Source organism: Aurantibacter sp., from assembly GCF_039941195.1.
In the GTDB taxonomy this organism is placed as follows: domain Bacteria; phylum Bacteroidota; class Bacteroidia; order Flavobacteriales; family Flavobacteriaceae; genus Aurantibacter_A.
This window is the reverse complement of the sequence record NZ_JBDVFA010000085.1, coordinates 196,218-214,795: the sequence shown is the minus strand read 5'-3', so window position 1 is coordinate 214,795 and position 18,578 is coordinate 196,218. Positions and strand designations below refer to the sequence as shown.

The 18,578-nt window shown below is 34.3% G+C and carries 16 protein-coding genes; 5 read left to right on the top strand and 11 right to left on the bottom strand.

Going from position 1 to position 18,578, the window contains the following annotated elements:
* The 3 genes from ABJF52_RS14420 to ABJF52_RS14410 form a co-directional block, all read left to right on the top strand.
* The coding region (locus ABJF52_RS14420) for a GMC oxidoreductase (RefSeq protein ID WP_348151664.1) at window positions 1-744 on the top strand (744 nt) is incomplete at its 5' end.
* Complete coding sequence (locus ABJF52_RS14415) at window positions 744-1,391, top strand: gluconate 2-dehydrogenase subunit 3 family protein (RefSeq protein WP_348151661.1); 648 nt, start codon at window positions 744-746, stop codon at window positions 1,389-1,391. The genes ABJF52_RS14420 and ABJF52_RS14415, both read left to right, overlap by 1 nt.
* 13 nt (window positions 1,392-1,404) lie before the next feature.
* Window positions 1,405-2,319 (top strand): TIM barrel protein, encoded by a 915-nt coding sequence (locus tag ABJF52_RS14410; RefSeq protein WP_348151658.1) that lies wholly within the window; start codon window positions 1,405-1,407, stop codon window positions 2,317-2,319.
* A 51-nt stretch (window positions 2,320-2,370) separates the two neighbouring features.
* Here ABJF52_RS14410 and ABJF52_RS14405 read toward each other — a convergent pair whose 3' ends face one another.
* From ABJF52_RS14405 to ABJF52_RS14355, 11 genes are all read right to left on the bottom strand, one after another.
* Complete coding sequence (locus ABJF52_RS14405) at window positions 2,371-3,411, bottom strand: GNAT family N-acetyltransferase (RefSeq protein ID WP_348151655.1); 1,041 nt, start codon at window positions 3,409-3,411, stop codon at window positions 2,371-2,373.
* An 89-nt stretch (window positions 3,412-3,500) separates the two neighbouring features.
* Window positions 3,501-4,868, bottom strand: a complete 1,368-nt coding sequence (locus tag ABJF52_RS14400) for a TrpB-like pyridoxal phosphate-dependent enzyme (protein ID WP_348151652.1) — start codon at window positions 4,866-4,868, stop codon at window positions 3,501-3,503.
* Between the two features lie 771 nt (window positions 4,869-5,639).
* Window positions 5,640-8,123: a ribonucleoside-diphosphate reductase subunit alpha gene (locus tag ABJF52_RS14395; protein ID WP_348151649.1), complete on the bottom strand. Its 2,484-nt coding sequence runs from the start codon at window positions 8,121-8,123 to the stop codon at window positions 5,640-5,642.
* Window positions 8,124-8,164: 41 nt separating this feature from the next.
* Window positions 8,165-9,151 carry a ribonucleotide-diphosphate reductase subunit beta gene (locus ABJF52_RS14390; protein ID WP_348151646.1) on the bottom strand — a complete coding sequence of 329 codons (987 nt, stop codon included), beginning with the start codon at window positions 9,149-9,151 and terminating at the stop codon, window positions 8,165-8,167.
* Window positions 9,152-9,563: 412 nt separating this feature from the next.
* Window positions 9,564-11,723 (bottom strand): hypothetical protein, encoded by a 2,160-nt coding sequence (locus ABJF52_RS14385; protein WP_348151643.1) that lies wholly within the window; start codon window positions 11,721-11,723, stop codon window positions 9,564-9,566.
* A 57-nt stretch (window positions 11,724-11,780) separates the two neighbouring features.
* Window positions 11,781-12,260 (bottom strand): T9SS type A sorting domain-containing protein, encoded by a 480-nt coding sequence (locus ABJF52_RS14380; RefSeq protein ID WP_348151640.1) that lies wholly within the window; start codon window positions 12,258-12,260, stop codon window positions 11,781-11,783.
* Window positions 12,261-12,432: 172 nt separating this feature from the next.
* Window positions 12,433-13,353, bottom strand: coding sequence for a class I SAM-dependent methyltransferase (locus ABJF52_RS14375; RefSeq protein ID WP_348151637.1), 921 nt, complete (start codon window positions 13,351-13,353; stop codon window positions 12,433-12,435).
* Between the two features lie 659 nt (window positions 13,354-14,012).
* Complete coding sequence (locus tag ABJF52_RS14370) at window positions 14,013-14,228, bottom strand: hypothetical protein (RefSeq protein ID WP_348151635.1); 216 nt, start codon at window positions 14,226-14,228, stop codon at window positions 14,013-14,015.
* A gap of 264 nt (window positions 14,229-14,492) precedes the next feature.
* On the bottom strand, window positions 14,493-15,113 hold the full coding sequence (locus tag ABJF52_RS14365; protein ID WP_348151632.1) for a hypothetical protein: 621 nt from the start codon (window positions 15,111-15,113) through the stop codon (window positions 14,493-14,495).
* On the bottom strand, window positions 15,113-15,454 hold the full coding sequence (locus tag ABJF52_RS14360) for a hypothetical protein (protein ID WP_348151629.1): 342 nt from the start codon (window positions 15,452-15,454) through the stop codon (window positions 15,113-15,115). The genes ABJF52_RS14365 and ABJF52_RS14360 overlap by 1 nt, the downstream gene beginning before the upstream one ends.
* 187 nt (window positions 15,455-15,641) lie before the next feature.
* The gene (locus tag ABJF52_RS14355; protein WP_348151627.1) at window positions 15,642-17,177 is read right to left on the bottom strand and encodes a hypothetical protein; all 1,536 of its coding nucleotides are present in this window, start codon (window positions 17,175-17,177) and stop codon (window positions 15,642-15,644) included.
* Between the two features lie 118 nt (window positions 17,178-17,295).
* Here ABJF52_RS14355 and ABJF52_RS14350 point away from each other — a divergent pair, with 118 nt between their 5' ends.
* Both ABJF52_RS14350 and ABJF52_RS14345 read left to right on the top strand, forming a co-directional pair.
* A complete protein-coding gene (locus ABJF52_RS14350; protein WP_348151624.1) occupies window positions 17,296-17,853 on the top strand; it encodes a sigma-70 family RNA polymerase sigma factor in 558 nt (185 codons plus the stop codon).
* Entirely contained in the window at window positions 17,846-18,574 is a 729-nt protein-coding gene (locus ABJF52_RS14345; RefSeq protein ID WP_348151621.1) for a hypothetical protein, read from the top strand. The genes ABJF52_RS14350 and ABJF52_RS14345 overlap by 8 nt, the downstream gene beginning before the upstream one ends.
* Window positions 18,575-18,578: the final 4 nt, after the last annotated feature.

Sequence of the window (18,578 nt, the reverse complement as noted above, 5' to 3'; positions counted from 1 at the left end):
CCGAATGGAATGGGGAATGACTCCGACCAATTAGGACGTAATATTATGGATCATCATTTAGGTGTAGGAGCTTCTGGAAATTTCGACGGATTTGAAGACAAATATTATAAAGGTAGAAGACCGAATGGAGTTTATATTCCTCGTTTTAGAAATTTAGGTGGCACATCAAACAGAACCGATTACAAAAGAGGTTTCGGATATCAGGGTGGTGCCAGCAGAGGTAACTGGGAAGATACAGTTGCAGAATTAGCGTACGGTAAAGATTTGAAAAATGCAGTCGAAAAACCAGGTGGATGGAGAATGGGAATAGGTGGATTTGGCGAAGTTTTACCTTATGAAGACAATAGAATGACCTTAGATTACGATAAAAAAGATGCATGGGGCCTACCTACTGTTACTTTTGATGCTGATTTACAGGAAAATGAATTTAATATGCGTAAGGACATGCAAGAATCTGCCGTTGAAATGTTAGAAAAGGCAGGATTTAAAGATGTGAAAGGCCATGACGGACCAACCGGACTAGGACTTGGAATTCACGAAATGGGTACAGCACGTATGGGGCGAAATAGAAAAACCTCAGTATTAAATGGAAACAATCAATTACATGATGTTTCAAATGTATACGTAACAGATGGTGCCTTTATGACATCAGCTGCTTGTGTAAACCCATCATTAACTTATATGGCATTTACTGCCCGTGCTGCTAACCATGCAGTTGCGCAACTTAAAAAAGGAAATATATAATGGATAGAAGAAAAGCACTAAAAAACATGGGAGCGGCACTAGGTTACACTATTGCTACCCCTACATTATTAAGCATCGTTCAAAGTTGTAAAAGTGAAAACGCTATCACTTGGACTCCTGATTTTTTAACTCCTGACCAAGGTTCAGCAATAATGAAATTAGTAGATATCATATTACCAGCAACAGATACGCCTGCCGCTTCAGAACTTCAAGTTCACATCTTTATAGATAAGTTTGTAAATGAAGTTATGGATCAAGAAAAGCAAGACTTTTTTAAAATGTCTATGGACAAATTTCTTAGTAAATCACTAAAAACTGCTGGCAAAGAAAAAGCGGGTGATTTAAGCATGGAAGATTTAGAGACGACTTTAGCAAGCACTTTAAAAATATCGAAAGATGAACAATTAAAGAATTCTGAAGCCATCGCTGATTACAACAAAGCACTTGCAGCAAACGAAACTGCTAATTTAAATGACGATGCAGCTGCATATGCCTTTGCGAGCCAATTACGAGGAACAACTATTTGGGGTTATAAAACTTCGGAGTATGTAGGAGAGAAGGTACTCGCCTATTTGCCCATACCTGGTGAATACATAGGCTGTGATGACCTTACAGAATTAACAGATGGTAAAGCATGGTCATTGTAAACAAATTATGAAAATGAAAAGAAGAAGTTTTATCCAAAAAACTGCTCTAACAACTGGAGCACTATCTATGACTGGCGTATTATCGCATGCGAATTCAACCAGCAATACAGCTGCACATAAATTCAATTTAAAATATGCACCGCATTTGGGCATGTTTAAAAATCTAGCTGGTGAAGATCCGATTGACCAAATAAATTTCATGGCCGATCAAGGTTTCACAGCATTTGAAGATAATGGCATGATGAAACGCGACTTAGCTATGCAAACCAAAATGGGGGAGACTTTAGCGAAACGCGGAATGACTATGGGTGTTTTTGTAGTTGACAAAGGCGGCAATATGGCAAATACATTAGCAGCTGGTAAACAAGAATATATTGATATCTTTTTAGATGGATGCAAAAGAGCTGTAGAAACCGCAAAGCGTGTAAATGCTAAATGGATGACTGTTGTGCCGGGAGGTTATGAAAGAAAACTGCCTATTGGAGTACAAGATGGTAATGTAATTGAAGCACTAAAAAGAGGAGCTGAAATATTAGAACCTCATGGTTTGGTAATGGTATTAGAACCGCTTTCTGATTCACCTGATTTGTACTTGCAAAATTCTGATCAAACTTATATGATTTGTAAAGGCGTAGATAGCCCATCATGCAAAATACTTTTCGACATTTATCATATGCAGAAGACCGAAGGCCATTTAATTCACAATATGGGTTTAACTTGGGATGAAGTTGCATACATACAAATTGGAGACAATCCGGGCAGAAAAGAACCTACTACAGGTGAAATAAACTACAAAAATGTCTTTAAATGGATTCATGAAAAAGGATTCGATGGTGTTTTAGGAATGGAACACGGAAATTCTAAAGAAGGTAAAGATGGAGAACAAGCAGTAATAGATGCTTATAAAAGTGAAGATGCATTCATGTAGTTTTAAATACACTAATATAAAAAGGGTTTCCTAAATGGAAACCCTTTTTATTTATGCCTTGATTCTTTTTGACAATCTTCGCTTTGAATATGAGATTACTTTTTGAGGTGTAATCCCTTTTAAAAAATTGACAGTTTTACGTGTTTTATGCTTGGTTTTCTCCCAGTTCAAACTTTCACCTTTTCGAAGTAAATCATAAGAATACAGCAAATGCTTTTCTCCCTTAAATTGATATTTATAATCATATTCACCCCATAAGAGGTGAAATTTTTTACCTCCTTGTTCCAAAAAGTGTTTAATAGTTAAATATAAATTTACTTGCCCTAAGCGGTAGTAATCATACTTTGGGTCGTGTGAGATTATATGAAAATACAAATGTCCCCCAACTATCGTGTTAACAATAACCGAAGCTACTCTTCCTTCAACACAAATACTCGAAACAAGACCATGTGCCTTTACACGTTCAATCATTCTTCTATTCATCTCGGCATTTTGAAGTGAGGCTTTGCCTTTTTTCTTCATTCTTAACTGATTCAATTCAAACGCTTTTTCGATAATTGAAACTGGAACATTTTCCTTCTCATAAAAGGTTATTTCAAAATCAGCAAAATCTCTTTTTAATCGATTTATAGAACTATTGATATTACGTTTAATATTCTTGCCTAATAAAGATCTATAGGTTGCAATATTTTCCGGCAAATCAATGATATAATCATCATTCATTTCCGTAGCATAAGAATGGTACTCTTCTGAGTTAATTTTAGCGTATTGCTTTTGAAAAGAAATTTTACGAATGTTATTAAAGTTCTCGAAAACAGTTTTACTAAACATGTTTAAAACCGAATCATCAATGGAACACAGTTGATTTATAACCTCAACCTTATTCTTGTTGGTGCCGAATAAAATAACATCAGTAACTTGTTCTTTCTCATTTAAAACCGAGAACGTGTATTTCTTTTGTTCTCCATAACTAATATTACCAAAAGCAGTAACTGCATATGAACTTTCATAAAGTCTTTCTAATTCTGGTAATGACTTGTTCTCTTGATAAGGCTCAAGTACATATTTTGATGTCTTTGAATAATTCCCCATAAAACATATTAAGTTTAATTAATATTATGGGGAACTATTTCGTACGGGGAACTATCTCATATTGGGGAACATTATATTTTAACCTTTCTCTAATTCGGAATTTCCGGTGTATTTAATCTCACTATAGAAGCATTTATTTCTTCTTGAGTCAATTCGTGTTTTACAATTTTCCCGTCGAAATAATCATCATATGCTTTCATATCAAAATTACCATGCCCACATAAATTAAAGAGTATTGTTTTAGAAACTCCTTCTTCTTTACATTTTTTTGCCTCAGCAATTACAGTTGCAATTCCATGTGTGGCTTCTGGTGCCGGAATAATACCTTCAGTTTTTGCAAAAAGAACTCCTGCTTCGAATACCTCTACATTATCATGTGCCACGGCTTCAATTAATTTATCTTTTAAAAGCTGACTAACGATTACCCCTGCTCCATGATAACGCAACCCTCCTGCATGTATAGGAGCAGGAACAAAATCATGCCCTAAAGTGTACATCGGAAGTAAAGGAGTCATTCCTCCAGTATCACCAAAATCATATCGAAACACACCTCTTGTTAATTTCGGACAAGAAGTGGGCTCACTGGCAATACATCTTATGTTTTTTCCTTCTTCTAAGTTCAATCTTAAAAATGGAAATGCTAATCCTGCAAAATTTGAACCACCTCCAAAGGGCGCAACTACAATATCAGGCATATCGCCCGCTTTCTCCATTTGCTTAATTGCTTCCTGACCTATAATAGTCTGATGTAATTTTACATGGTTTAAAACACTCCCCAAAGCATATTTGGTATCTTCTCTTTGAGCTGCCATTTCAACTGCCTCAGAAATAGCAATTCCCAAAGAACCAGGGCTATCAGGATTTTCAGCTAATATCTTTCTACCTGCTTCAGTCAAATTTGTAGGCGACGCAAACACATTTGCTCCCCATGCATTCATCATCGATTTACGATACGGTTTGTGATGATATGATAGTTTCACCATATATACATCGCATTCAATTCCGAAATGTTGACAGGCAAAGCTCAATGCACTACCCCACTGACCTGCTCCTGTTTCGGTTGTAATCCTTTTAACTCCTTCCTGTTTACTATAATAGGCCTGAGGAACAGCTGTATTTGGCTTATGAGAACCAGATGGACTAACTCCTTCATATTTGTAATAAATCTTTGCAGGGGTATCTAATGCCTTTTCCAAGCCATATGCCCTATATAATGGTGTTGGTCTCCAAAGCGAATAAAGATTTCGAACTTCATCAGGAATTGGAATCCACTTTTCAGTACTGACCTCTTGTTCAATAAGAGCCATTGGAAACAAAGGAGCCAATGCCTCTGGACCAATAGGTTCTAAAGTACCCGGATTTAATGGCGGCAAAGGCTTATTAGGCATGTCTGCAACAATGTTATACCAGTTCTCTGGAATCTCATTTTCATCAAGGATAATCTTTCTTTTCTTCATTATTCACTATTTAATATAAATTTAAAACAAAGGTTAACACTGTGTTTTAGGCAGTTTACAGTTTTAATTGTGCATTTTGTCGATTACTATTTTAGCAAAATTACCTTTCAACGAATTTTTTAACCGTTTTCGACATACAGCATACTATAAAAATAAGATAATTCTCAAATCGCCCGTTATCCTATCATAACCTATTTAAAACTTATGCTATGGTCCCTTATCTTTTAATTGCTGCTTACGTTTTATTACTTTTTGTTGGAAGAATATACTACCGCAAATTTTCAAATTCTAATTTGAAGAATAATGGTAATTTGAGCGAGGCATAATCCTACTAAAATTCGTTAAAAAGCACCTTTTTTCCGATTTAGTGTAATTTTGATAAACTATTTGCGTTACTTATACGTATATAGTTTATCAAAATTTACCTAAACATGGACAATTATTTAATTATTTTAATGATTTACATCGCTGCTTATATGTTTTCAGTAGCGTTGCGTCCGTATATTAAAAAATAGTATACAAGCTTATAAATCATTTTTTTTCTTTCATTTCCCCATTTAATACACCAATTTTAAGTGTATTTCCCTTCTTTACTATTTTGAAAATTGTTCTTTTTACTATTATAGTAGATATCTATTATCTAACTATCAATTTCAAACTTTATCTTCCTAAAACTAATAAATTTTTACAAGAAAAAACCCCTGTAAAAACAGAGGTTTTGTTAAATAAATAAGTTCTAAGTATTACTTTTTCTATATCTAAATTTTGAAACTAAGAGCCACACATTAAACAATCATCATCCGCTTGACCCAATTTAGATTGTTCAATTAACGCCTTCATTTCTTCAGCACTCATAGGCTCAACGTTTAACTCTTCTGCTGCAACAGGAGTTGTTTTAACGGCTAACTCTTTTGCATTTTCAACAACTGGTGTTGCTGCCTCAACCTCTGCTTCCGCCGCTACGCTAACTGGCACTTCCTTTTTCTTGGTATTATCTAATGTGAATTTTATAGCATCTACTGCAGCTTTAGTTCTCAAATAGTACATCCCTGTTTTAAGTCCACTTTTCCATGCATAAAAGTGCATAGAAGTTAACTTACCATAATTGGCATTTTCCATAAATAAATTAAGCGACTGACTCTGATCTATGAAGTATCCTCGTTGGCGACTCATATCGATAATATCCTTCATACTTAACTCCCAAACTGTTTTATACAATTCCTTAATATCTGCTGGAATTACATCAATATTTTGTATTGATCCATTGGCTCGCATTAATTCTTGCTTTAAACTCTCATTCCACAACCCAAGGTTAACTAAGTCTTCTAACAAATGCTTATTGACCACAATAAACTCACCCGACAAAACTCTTCTTGTATAGATATTTGAAGTATAAGGTTCAAAACATTCATTATTACCTAATATCTGAGAAGTAGATGCAGTTGGCATAGGCGCTACCAAAAGTGAATTACGAACGCCATGTTTTTCTACTTGAGCACGCAATTTACTCCAATCCCATCTGCCCGATAAATCTTCATCTTTTATATTCCATAAATTATGCTGAAAAAGGCCTTGAGATATCGGGGAACCTTCATATGTCGAATATGGACCTTCTACTTTTGAAGCTTCCATGGAAGCTGTTACAGCAGCATAATACAATGTTTCAAAAATCTCTTGATTAAGCTTCTTGGCTTTATCACTTGTAAATGGCAATCGAAGCATTATAAAAACATCCGCTAATCCTTGCACTCCTAAACCAACAGGTCTGTGGCGCATATTTGAATTCTCAGCCTCTTTTACAGGATAGTAATTTCTATCGATTACGCTGTTTAAATTCTTAGTTACTCGCTTAGTTACTCGATGTAGTTCTTTATGGTCAAATTCGCCATTTTTAACGAACATCGGTAGAGCTATGGACGCTAAATTACACACAGCAACCTCATCTGGCGAGGTATATTCTAATATTTCGGTACATAAATTTGAAGAACGTATGGTTCCTAAATTTTTCTGATTACTCTTACGGTTAGCAGCATCTTTATAAAGCATATAAGGAGTGCCTGTCTCTATTTGAGACTCTAATATTTTCTCCCAAAGCTCCCTAGCCTTTATCGTTTTCCTCCCTTTATTTTCAGCCTCGTACTTAAGATATAACTTTTCAAACTCTTCGCTATGATTGGTGAAAAGTCCTGGACACTCATTCGGACACATAAGTGTCCATTCAGCATCTGCTTCTACCCTTTTCATAAATAAATCCGGTATCCACATGGCATAAAATAAATCACGCGCACGCATTTCTTCCTTACCATGATTCTTTTTTAAATCTAGAAAATCGAAGATATCTGCATGCCATGGTTCTACATAAATTGCAAAGCTACCTTTACGCTTACCTCCTCCTTGATCTACATAACGTGCCGTATCATTAAATACACGCAACATTGGCACAACGCCGTTAGAAGTTCCGTTTGTTCCTGCGATATACGACCCTGTGGCACGAACATTATGAATAGAAAGACCGATACCACCAGCACTTTGCGAAATTTTAGCAGTTTGCTTTAGCGTATCATAAATACCATCTATACTATCGTCTTGCATTGCCAATAAAAAACAAGAAGACATTTGTGGTTTTGGAGTACCTGAATTAAATAAGGTTGGCGTTGCATGAGTAAAATACTTTTTTGACATCAACTCGTAAGTCTCAATTGCTGCATCAAGATCATTTAAATGAATACCTACTGATACACGCATAAGCATGTGTTGTGGTCTTTCAGCAATTTTTCCATTCAGTTTTAAAAGATAAGAACGTTCTAATGTTTTAAAACCAAAATAATCATAACCAAAATCGCGATTGTAAATAATAGTAGAATCAAGTCGTTCCGAATTTTCAGCGATTACTTTAAAAACTTCATCAGATACTAACGGCGCTTTTTTACCTGTTCTAGGGTTTACATATTTGTAAAGATCCTCCATTGTTTCAGAGAAGGATTTTTTTGTATTCTTATGTAGATTAGATACCGAAATACGAGCAGCCAATTTTGCAAAATCGGGATGTGTTGTTGTCATCGTTGCGGCAATTTCAGCAGCAAGATTATCTAACTCTGATGTAGTTACGCCGTCATACAAACCTTCAATAACTCGCATGGACACCTTTATTGGATCAACACGCTCATTGAGACCATAACACAGCTTTCGCACCCGTGCAGTAATTTTATCAAACATCATCGGCTCTCTTTTACCGTCTCTTTTTAGTACGAACATAGGGTCTCAATTTTTTTTGTTATTAATAGGTTTTAACTCGATTAAAAATCAGCGTCGAAACTAATTTTTTGAGAATCAACATCTTTATCTTTATTCAACACGCCTGCCTTTTGATATTCTGACACTCGCTTTTCAAAGAAATTGGTTTTTCCTTGTAAGGATATCATATCCATAAAATCAAATGGATTTGTGGCATTATATACTTTCTCGCATTCCAATTCAACCAACAATCTGTCCGTTACAAATTCCAAATATTGGGTCATTAACTTAGAATTCATGCCAATTAAACTTGCTGGTAACGATTCTGTAATAAACTCTCTTTCAATATCTAATGCATTGGTTAAAATCTGAGTAATGCGTTCCTTAGGCACTTTATTTATTAGATGCTTGTTATGCAAGTGTACCGCATAATCACAGTGCATACCTTCATCTCTAGAAATTAACTCATTTGAAAAAGTGAGTCCAGGCATAAGACCTCTTTTTTTCAACCAAAATATAGAACAAAAAGCACCCGAAAAGAAAATACCTTCAACTGCTGCAAAAGCAATTAATCGTTCAGCGAAACTTGGAGAATCAATCCATTTTAAAGCCCAATCTGCCTTCTTCTTGATAGCCGGAAAGTTTTCAATTGCCTTAAATAGAATATTCTTTTCCTTTTCATCCTTTACATAGGTATCAATTAAAAGTGAATACGTTTCAGAATGAATATTTTCCATCATGATTTGAAAACCATAGAAAAATTTTGCTTCCGAATACTGAACTTCACTAACAAAATTCTCTGCAAGATTTTCATTTACGATGCCATCTGAAGCTGCAAAAAAGGCCAATATATGTTTGATGAAATATTTTTCATCATCACTTAATTTGTTATTCCAATCGTTTATATCCTCACTTAAATCTATTTCTTCAGCAGTCCAGAAACAAGCTTCACATTTTTTATACCATTCCCATAAATCGTGATGTTGAATTGGGAAGATTACAAATCGATCTTCGTTTTTATCTAAAATAGGTTCTACTGCTGTTGACATATTTATATATTTTAACTTCTATATTTTATTCCGGTTTTACAAACGAGCCTTAAAGTACTCGCGCATAAAACTAATAGGCCTTGTATTTTTCTCTAAATACGGAGAAAAAAGGCTGATGATTGTAAAATCAAATTCAAACTTTAGTTAAGAAAGGGTGCTTAGCTGAGCCGTTGTGTACACAAATATGGAGAATAAAGCAACTGAATAAAAGGAGCTTAACATAAAACAGTTACAAAGTTTTTAACACTACATGTTGAAATGTGTGATGGCATCTGATATTTATTGACCTGATCAAAAGTCTAGATTTAAAGCAAAAATCAGTACAAAAAAACAAACCAAAAAGTATATTAAAAACATACTTTTTGGTTTGAATAAAAATATTTCTAGGTTCTGTATTTCAATTAAAATTTTATCATGGTTTATATACCACAAAATTGAAAATGGCATCCTCCGCAACTCCCGCAGTATTAAATGTATCTACAAGCAACTTGCCATTAACCGAACCGCTTTTAATAAACCCTATTCCGCTTCTACTTACTAGAGTAGGATAATTCCACAAAACATAAAATTCACCTGTAATTTCAATACTATATTTACCCTCACCTGTTCTAGTTACAGAAAAATTATCACTACCAGAACTAATGCTTCCATCTGAAGCGATAGCTCCATATGCATTAGCAAGCATATTGGCATTTCCAGTAGCAGAAGTATGAAGTTCACCTGAAGTTCTTATATTGCCCGCCACTTCTAATTTTTCTGAAGGATTAATATCCCCAATACCCACGTTGCCTGAACCGCTAATTGTCATTCGATTAGCAGCACCTTGATCATTCTGAATATAAAAATTTAACCTACTATTCGCTGCTCCACTCACACCATCCTTCGCAATACCAGCAATTTGCCAAAAACCTGTGTTCTCAGTATTTCTAAATTCAAGTCTTGAAAAATCATCTCCTTCCTCTTCCAATTTAAGTAAAGGTCTTTCAATTGCTGAATTATTCTTTATATGCAAATGGGAATTTGGGTTTGAAGTTCCTATTCCTACATTACCACTATCAAAATAAATATCACTTCCAGTAGTTTCCCACTGCGAACCACCTCCTCCACCAACTTCATCAGTGCCCGCAACCCAATTGCCCAGTGCTGCGTCCCATTTAGCAACTTGACCATCAACAGTTCCAACTAGACCATCAACTATTCCGTCATCACCTAGTAATAGTCCGTGCCTTGTAGTTCTATTAAAATAATCGCTTAGATCAACACTTCCGAGACCATCTTCAATAGAAAGCACATCTCCAGTTAATACTAAACCTTGATTATCCGTATCTACCAATCCGCCAGTGGCCAATTCCTCTATTGCTGCTTGCGTATCACTTGCAGCAAGACCGGTTCCTGTATTGTCAAAAGGCACTTCAGAAGCGTCTTGGTCATCGGTTCCTCCCGGTGGAATAATTGTAGAAAGGTCGACACTAGTACCATCTGTAATTTGCAGGGTAGTACCCGAAAGTGATAAATCCTGATCATCGGTATCTACCAATCCGCCTGAAGCCAATTCTGCTATTGCTGCTTGCGTGTCACTTGCAGCAAGACCGGTTCCTGTATTATCAAAAGGAACTTCAGAAGCGTCTTGATCATCCGTTCCTCCCGGCGGAATAATAGCAGAAAGATCTACACTGGTACCGTCTGTAATTTGAAGAGTTGTACCTGATAAAGATAAATCCTGATCATCCGTATCCACCAACCCTCCAGTGGCCAACTCATCTATAGCTGCCTGAGCATCTGTTGCCGTTAGTCCGGAAGATGTATTATCATAAGAAACCTCTCCAGCATTTTGGTCATCGGTACCTCCTGGTGGAATTATGGCCGATAAATCTATCGTAGATCCATCGGTAATACTTAAATCAGTTCCAGAAAGACTAATATCTTGAATTTCATTAGTTGGATCCGCATCAGCATCTATTGCTCCCCCAGTAAGTTTGCCATCGATATATGTTTTTATAGCCTTCTGCGTAGGCACTTTTTCATCACTATTACCAGCAAATGTACCATCGGTTGAAAATTCATTAATAGCAGCTCCTTCTGCTAATGAAAGATCTTTTGATGCGTAAAGCGACCCCGTTACAAAAACATTGCCGCCATTTTTATTTTCGATATCATCTCCAATGGTATGCCATTTATTATCCGCAGAACTTAATGCATAAGGCACCGCCATCATTTCCGTTGTACCCACCTCGTTGCCATTCATCGTAATTGTAGCCAAGGCCGCTCCTGAACCCCATGGCAAGCTATTAAAATCACCACTTACCAAATTACCATTTCCAATTTTAAGACTAAAAACACCATTGGCGTCCGTAGTGATTTCATGACTTTCCTCATACTCGATGGTGTCACCTGTGGGTCCAACTTTTAACGTAACACCGATTGTCATGGTTTCGCTAATCAATAATTGTTGATCTGCATTTCGTGCTACACCTTGGTAGTTTATAAAATTCTTTTGCCCTTCCTGAGCAAGAGCCATCGCACTTAAAAACAGTGTAATTACTAAAATAATTGGAGTGTAAATTTCTTTCATAATTTCTAAATTTTGTCCCATTAAAAAACCACAGCAATGCGGCCTTTAAATGTGATGTTATTTTTTAATGACTTTAAATAGTTTTTCTTCTTGTTCGTTTTCTATGGCTAGGCGTAGCACATAAACACCACTTGCTAAATGGCTAACATCTATTTGGTGTTCCAAATTCGCAGTCGCTACTTTTTGCTTTAACGCCATGATACCATTTACAGTAAATAGAGTTACACCGTATATTGGATTATTATTTGTTTGAATATTCAATTGATTATCCATAGGACTCGGATATATTACAATACCGCCCAAGTCTTTATCTTCAGTAATTGCCTCAACAAAAAGTGATCCAGCCCAAAAGCCTTGATCTATAGATTCATCACCTGCGATTAACCCAACAATGGGCTCGCCTATTGTAAAACTGAAACTATTAGAGTCGTTTGATAATATTATTCCAGCTGAGCTAACTGCGTTCTTAGCTATTGTTTGGCCAACTGCGGAAAGTGTGATAAATATTAAAAGAAAAGTGAGTAGCGTTTTCATCATATTAATCTTTAGTTTTTTATTGATGTTTTAAAAAACTAAAGGTTAACAACCCTTAATGAAATTTATTTTTATAATTAATTGAATAGGAAAAGAAAACAAACAAAAACCGAAAAGTAGCAAGAAGTCACTTTTCGGTTATATTAGTTCAAAAGACGAAAATCGATTTTGAAAATTAAAGTTTAACATGCAAAAACAAACACACATTTAATGCTTCGCGGTCAATGCTAATTTGACTATTTAAAAATCCTGCTTGTTTCGCTAAATGTAAAAGTTGTTTTCCGGTTCTATGTATTAAATGCCAATCTCCCATTATTTCAAGATAATTTCTACTAGGATTATTCTCTTTATTAAAATTCCCTAAAATAATTTCCCCTCCGGGCAACAATTTATTTTTAAGGTATTCCAACAATAAAATCACCCCATTATCACTCAAATAATTACATAGACCCGCCGACCATATAATATTGTGCTTTTCAACAGAATTATAGTTAAAGATATTACTATGCACATACTCAATATGATGGTTATATTCAGTATTTAATCCTTTAGAATAAGCTATAGCATAGTCATCTAGCTCCACACAAGTGGTAGTTATTTTGCACCCATTTATATTATTAGCATACATTTCGAATAATTCTCTACCCGAACCACTTGCTACATTTAACAATTTTAGGTTTTTAGTAACCTTGCTTTTATTTTCTATTATTTTTTTAAAATACTCTTTGCTATTGCGTATTGCCTTAGGTACGGTTTGTTGCTGAAAATATTCGTCCCATATTCGAAAAGCAGTATTCCTAGTTTTGAATTCTGTGTAAATTTTATCAATCAATAAAAAATCACCTGGATAACCATAGGGCTTTCTTAATACATGTCCCTGAAGAGTTTCTGCTAAAAATTCTTTTTTAAAACTTGTACTGATTTCTAAAATATCTGACTTTAATATTGCGGCATTTTCCATGTCGCACCTAACTTCAAATAACAAATCGTTTAATTTTTCAAATCGATCGTTACTCCAGTTTTCTTTACCTACAAAACTTTTTAGCTTATCTAAAAGTGCAGTGTGACTATCTTTTTTGTGAAGAATTGCGAACATAGCTTAAGATTTAATTATTCTTAAAAAATTAAAAATTTCTATTGTATCGATAGCAAAAGCCTTCTTTAGATCATGTAACATTTTATAAGTAACATAACATATTAGTATTACCAATTGAAAACTAGCAATGTACCACATGTTTACACCTTGTGTAAATTTAGCTAAAGGCTCAACACATAATAACATTGTATTACATAGAAGTATTGCTAAAATTATTGTGGCCTTCATAGCTATAATTTATTGGTTAATAATTATGCTTTACACTAATATAAAATTAAGGTTAAGCAGGTTAAAAAACTTAAAAATGCAATAGTTGATAATGTGGCATAAACAAAAAACGCTTTCATAGTCATATCGATTTATTAATTAATGTTCTTAATAATTAAAGGTTAACATTTTTAAAACTTGCGAAATACAATTCCTGTAAAATTCTGAGAAGAAATAACTTGTATTAACCGACTACAATATAAAAACAAGATTGCCTGCACATTTTAATATTGTATAAATGGTAAAGAATTATGTAAGATTGACCAGGTTTTAATAATGAAAATGCGACCAGTTCATAATTCTTAAAATTCAATCCTGATTTTTAATACTTAGACAATGCTATTCTTCTCCTTACCTAAAATTTCAACAAGTCATAATATGCTAAAAAGACACTATTTACGAATTGGTAGTTTTGAAACAGCCAGAGCCGAATCAGTTACCATCTCTACATTATCAGGTTCTAAATCAAAACAAGCTCCAGGGTTGTATGCACAATCTATCAAGCACGCTTCGGGAGTCTCCTCACATCCTTCGGTATTTTTACTGCAGGCCATAAAAATTGTAAAAAGTCCAACTATTAAAACAGATAATAAAATTTTTGTTTTCATGATGTTTTATTTAAGGTTATATATTATTACACAACTACAATGTGGGAAACATCAGGAGAACTAAGGAATAATATCCCTATCGAATAAAAGGAAAGATTCTTCTTTTATTAACTGACCACAATATAAAAACTAGATTGCCTGCCCAATTAAATGTTGTATAAACGGTTTAAAATTATGTAAGATTGGTTTGTAATTTAGAATCCGAGAAATACACACTTGCTTTTATTAGCTCTTTTTAAAAATTGTGGAAACCAATCCTATGTTCTACTCCATTATTTGGCTTAAAACATCTAAATTCAATTCATCTACTAATTTCCATGTATTATCAGGATTTATATTTACCCCGTTTACGATTACACCGAACCTTTTATCCACTACAAACTGTAAACTAGTTTCATTTCTCTTTTTATAAAATGTCTGTTGTGCTTGTATTCCATTTGCATTTACAGCCTGCAGGTGTATGCTTTCATCTTCCTGTTCCATATCCATATTGGCAGCCATATCCAAGCCAGCTATCACCATACTGCCTGCTGGCCCAGCGCCATCAATAATATTTACCTTAAACTTCTGATTTGTGTTATCTAATTTAAATACACCTTCAATAGATGCCACATTGGCGAAACCAGCCAATCCAACCTTAAACCCTGTTCTATTAAAACTATTTACTGCTACTGGGAGCCAGTTTTTTAAATCATCATTTGTTAAAGGCTGAACACTTTTTAAATGCTCTATATCTTCTTTAGCCTCTTGAACTTTATCAATCAGGGTGGTTGTGTTTGAAACTGTTTGTTTGGCTTTAGATAATTTTTCTTTTACCTCGCCGACACAAGACCAAAAATTCAATAACACTAACATAAGAACTATATACTTTTCTTTATTTTTCATTATTCACAACTTTCACTATCTATTTCAGCCTTTGCCTCTTTTATAGCTTGATCAATTTCAGCCCGACTGACTGTTGGTATGCAGTCATAAATGTTATTTACAGCATCATAATAAGCCTTTGCAGCACTTTTATAGTTTGCACAATTTCCTGCAGTCGGATTTTCGGAATATGCTGAAGCAGCATTGGACCATGCCTGAAGTTCATCTATATAGCCTTGAGACCAATTTCCACCAAAACAGTTCCCAGCTGGATTTAAGGGGTTGTCTTTACTACAACCAAATGTTAGCATTATTACTAAAGCGTAACCGCTTAAAAGAATTTGTTTTCTGAAATTTTTCATCATCTTAATTTTTATTGGTTAATCAATTCAATTTATTAGCGTTCTAATTATTAGAACTATCTACATTTATTAGTGTACTAAACTTTAAAAGGTAAACATCAAAATGAAAAAAACCGATAACAATATTGTTATCGGTTCTTTCATCAACCTAACTCAAACTCTATTAATCTAATATCAAAAAAGTATTTCAATTACAAACATCACCTTCAGTTCCATTGTCGTTAAATTCATTTTCCAATTCTATAAAATTTGCGTTGGAATTAACGTTAATTCCACACCCACCACTTTGTGCAATAAGTGAATATTCAACGGTCAATTGTCCGGATTTTATATAAATAGCTGCCTTATCATTACAACAGTAGACATAATTAGAACCAGCATTTTTAACCTCAGCATATCGAATTATATTTGATGAACTATTTGTTTCGGTATGGATGCCTCGCCAAAAGCCACTTATATCCTCTGATCCACGAAATATAATAGGCTCATTTTCTGTACCGATAGCATTAATAATACCATTGTCGTAAACTCCTAAACCAGCATTTTCTTCAAATACTATCTCGACACCAGCTTCAACATCCAATCTTGCTTGAACATCTATAACTTTATTAAGTTCTATACGATAAGGAACATCGGTAGCTTTCATGGTGATTTTTTCATTTATTCCTGAATCATCAATTATTATATAATTCTTATCGTTCCCCTGATATGATGAAGAAACACCATCTATCTCACCTATTCTCTCCATGGTCAGTTTAAGGGGGGCTAGTTCATGGGTGGTAATGATATTTTCCGAATAACCGTTAAATTCAAAATTATCAGTAGCAATTATCCCATAGGATTTGCCATTGCTTATTTCAGTATTGGTAATGGCAGCCATTCCGTCTTTTAAGTATATTGATGAAGCGTCATTACAACAATAAACATAATTACCTCCAGCATCAGATATTTGTAAATAGTTAAGGGAATTACTTAGTTTATTAGACTGAATATGAATTCCTCTCCAGTAACCTTTAGTAGCTTCTTCTCCTTGCATTACTACTGGCTCGGTATCACTACCATTCACAGTCAAGGACCCATCATCATAAACCCCGATACCAGCATTTTCATTAAATTGTATTACCACGCCAGCTTCAACTATTAAAGGTGCGGTAACATCTATTACACAGTCTACAACATAATCTATTTCCGCCGGACCATTAGTTAAAGTTGTTTCTACCGTTATATCACAATCTATTTTTTGTGTTTCCGTGCTGACTTGCTCCGATACTGGAGTATATTCCCCCTCATGAACCCATTTTTGGATATTTCCAGCACCGCTTGAACCTACTGAAATTCTTAAAGTATCGTCGCCTTTAAGCTCCATAAATGCATTGTAATAACTATAATCACTACCTAATTCTTCGTATGTATAATTCTCGGCATCTATAGCTTCAATATCTTTCCATTTTATATCACCATCATTAAATGATGACCCTGCCTTATCAGTAATTTTACCTTCGGCGTCTTTCATTTCAATAATCATCCCGTCATTAGGAATGTTATTACTCGCAATTCTAATCCAAGAACCTGTTAATTTATCAAGAGTTAATTCTTCTTGTTGCTCTTCTTCTGGAGATTCTGGCACTACAGGTATTTCATTAGAGTCGTTTAATTCCTCTACAGTACAAGACACTAACATTAAAGTAAAAAGTGAGATGTACACTACAAATTTTGTTTTCATAATCTTATATTTTTATTGATTTTATAGCTATTTGTACCTTAAACTTTAAAAGGTCAACATCTCCTTTAAAAAAAATTTATATTTAAGGGATGTTTACTTCTTAATCAATTGAGCACCAATGAAAGACCAGCAGATTATTTCCCAAATGAAACAGCGGGATAGAAATGCACTTAAAGAAGTTTATAAAGAATATAAAATAGAATTTTTCAAATTCGCTTCTCGATATACTTCTGATAATGAAGTGTTAGAAGATATTTTCCAGGATGCTTTAATTGTACTTTATGAAAACGCCCAAGTAGGAAAATTAGATCAATTAAAAAGTACCTTGAAAACTTATTTATTTGGCACTGGTAAGTTTATGTTGTTTAAGCATTTTCGAGATTCAAAAAAAGAGGTGCCTACAGAGGAAACTTATATTTTTGACCGCTATGAAAAACAGGTAATAAATGATGTTTATGAAGATAAAGGAATGAATGATTACCAAGTAAAACTTATTGCCAACTTTAAAAAGTTAGGTAATAAGTGCCGTGAAATTTTAGAACTTTTTTATCTAAAAGGAATAAAATTAGATGAGATTATGGCTATTCAAGGTTATGAAAATAAAAATGTAGTCAAAAGTCAGAAGTCGAGATGTCTTAAAACATTAAAAGAATTAATAATGAAGAAAGATGGATAAAGAAGAATTGATTAACGGATATATCGAAGGTTCCCTCTCCGAAAGTCAATTGGAAGAGGTTACACATTTACTGAACACCGATTCAGAATTTGCATCTGATTTAAAGTTTGAAGAAGAATTAAAAATATCACTTAAAATAGAAGAGCGACAAGAGCTAAAAGATATGTTCGCTACCTTAAATACAAAAAAAGAATTTAAAAAAGGGAAGCTAATTTTAATGCGTCCTTGGTTAGCAGCTGCCTCGATTGCACTCGTAGTTGGACTAACATCATGGTTTTTCTTCTTTAATAACAGTTCAGCCAATTTAAATGAATTATACATTAGCAACTTTTCACCTTATGAAAATGTTGTACATCCTATTGAACGTGGCAACCAAATTGAAGATTTAATGACACGTGCTTTTACAGCCTATGAGGATGAAGACTATACAAAAGCCTTAGAACTATTTAAAGAACTAAACGTAAAAAACAATGATTCGTATATCGACTTTTACGAAGCCATTATATTAATGCAATTAAACAGGCACGAAGAATCTGTTGCACTACTCAATAATTATATTCAACAAAATGGCGAACTGAAAGACCGTGCCCATTGGTACCTGGCATTAACCTATTTAAAGCTAGATGATGTAGCAAAAAGCAAAGTCGAATTACAAAAGCTAATAACGTTGGGTAGTTTTAAACTAAGTGCTGCTCAAGAATTATTGGTAGCGTTAGAATGAGAGT

Coding starts and splice junctions, on each gene's coding strand:
- ABJF52_RS14385 (WP_348151643.1), bottom strand. CDS start 11,723: ATGAAAGAAATTTACACTCCAATTATTTTAGTAATTACACTGTTTTTA.
- ABJF52_RS14355 (WP_348151627.1), bottom strand. CDS start 17,177: ATGAAAACAAAATTTGTAGTGTACATCTCACTTTTTACTTTAATGTTA.
- ABJF52_RS14415 (WP_348151661.1), top strand. CDS start 744: ATGGATAGAAGAAAAGCACTAAAAAACATGGGAGCGGCACTAGGTTAC.
- ABJF52_RS14370 (WP_348151635.1), bottom strand. CDS start 14,228: ATGAAAACAAAAATTTTATTATCTGTTTTAATAGTTGGACTTTTTACA.
- ABJF52_RS14410 (WP_348151658.1), top strand. CDS start 1,405: ATGAAAAGAAGAAGTTTTATCCAAAAAACTGCTCTAACAACTGGAGCA.
- ABJF52_RS14360 (WP_348151629.1), bottom strand. CDS start 15,454: ATGAAAAATTTCAGAAAACAAATTCTTTTAAGCGGTTACGCTTTAGTA.
- ABJF52_RS14380 (WP_348151640.1), bottom strand. CDS start 12,260: ATGATGAAAACGCTACTCACTTTTCTTTTAATATTTATCACACTTTCC.
- ABJF52_RS14395 (WP_348151649.1), bottom strand. CDS start 8,123: ATGTTCGTACTAAAAAGAGACGGTAAAAGAGAGCCGATGATGTTTGAT.
- ABJF52_RS14400 (WP_348151652.1), bottom strand. CDS start 4,868: ATGAAGAAAAGAAAGATTATCCTTGATGAAAATGAGATTCCAGAGAAC.
- ABJF52_RS14350 (WP_348151624.1), top strand. CDS start 17,296: ATGAAAGACCAGCAGATTATTTCCCAAATGAAACAGCGGGATAGAAAT.
- ABJF52_RS14390 (WP_348151646.1), bottom strand. CDS start 9,151: ATGTCAACAGCAGTAGAACCTATTTTAGATAAAAACGAAGATCGATTT.
- ABJF52_RS14365 (WP_348151632.1), bottom strand. CDS start 15,113: ATGAAAAATAAAGAAAAGTATATAGTTCTTATGTTAGTGTTATTGAAT.
- ABJF52_RS14375 (WP_348151637.1), bottom strand. CDS start 13,353: ATGTTCGCAATTCTTCACAAAAAAGATAGTCACACTGCACTTTTAGAT.
- ABJF52_RS14405 (WP_348151655.1), bottom strand. CDS start 3,411: ATGGGGAATTATTCAAAGACATCAAAATATGTACTTGAGCCTTATCAA.
- ABJF52_RS14345 (WP_348151621.1), top strand. CDS start 17,846: ATGGATAAAGAAGAATTGATTAACGGATATATCGAAGGTTCCCTCTCC.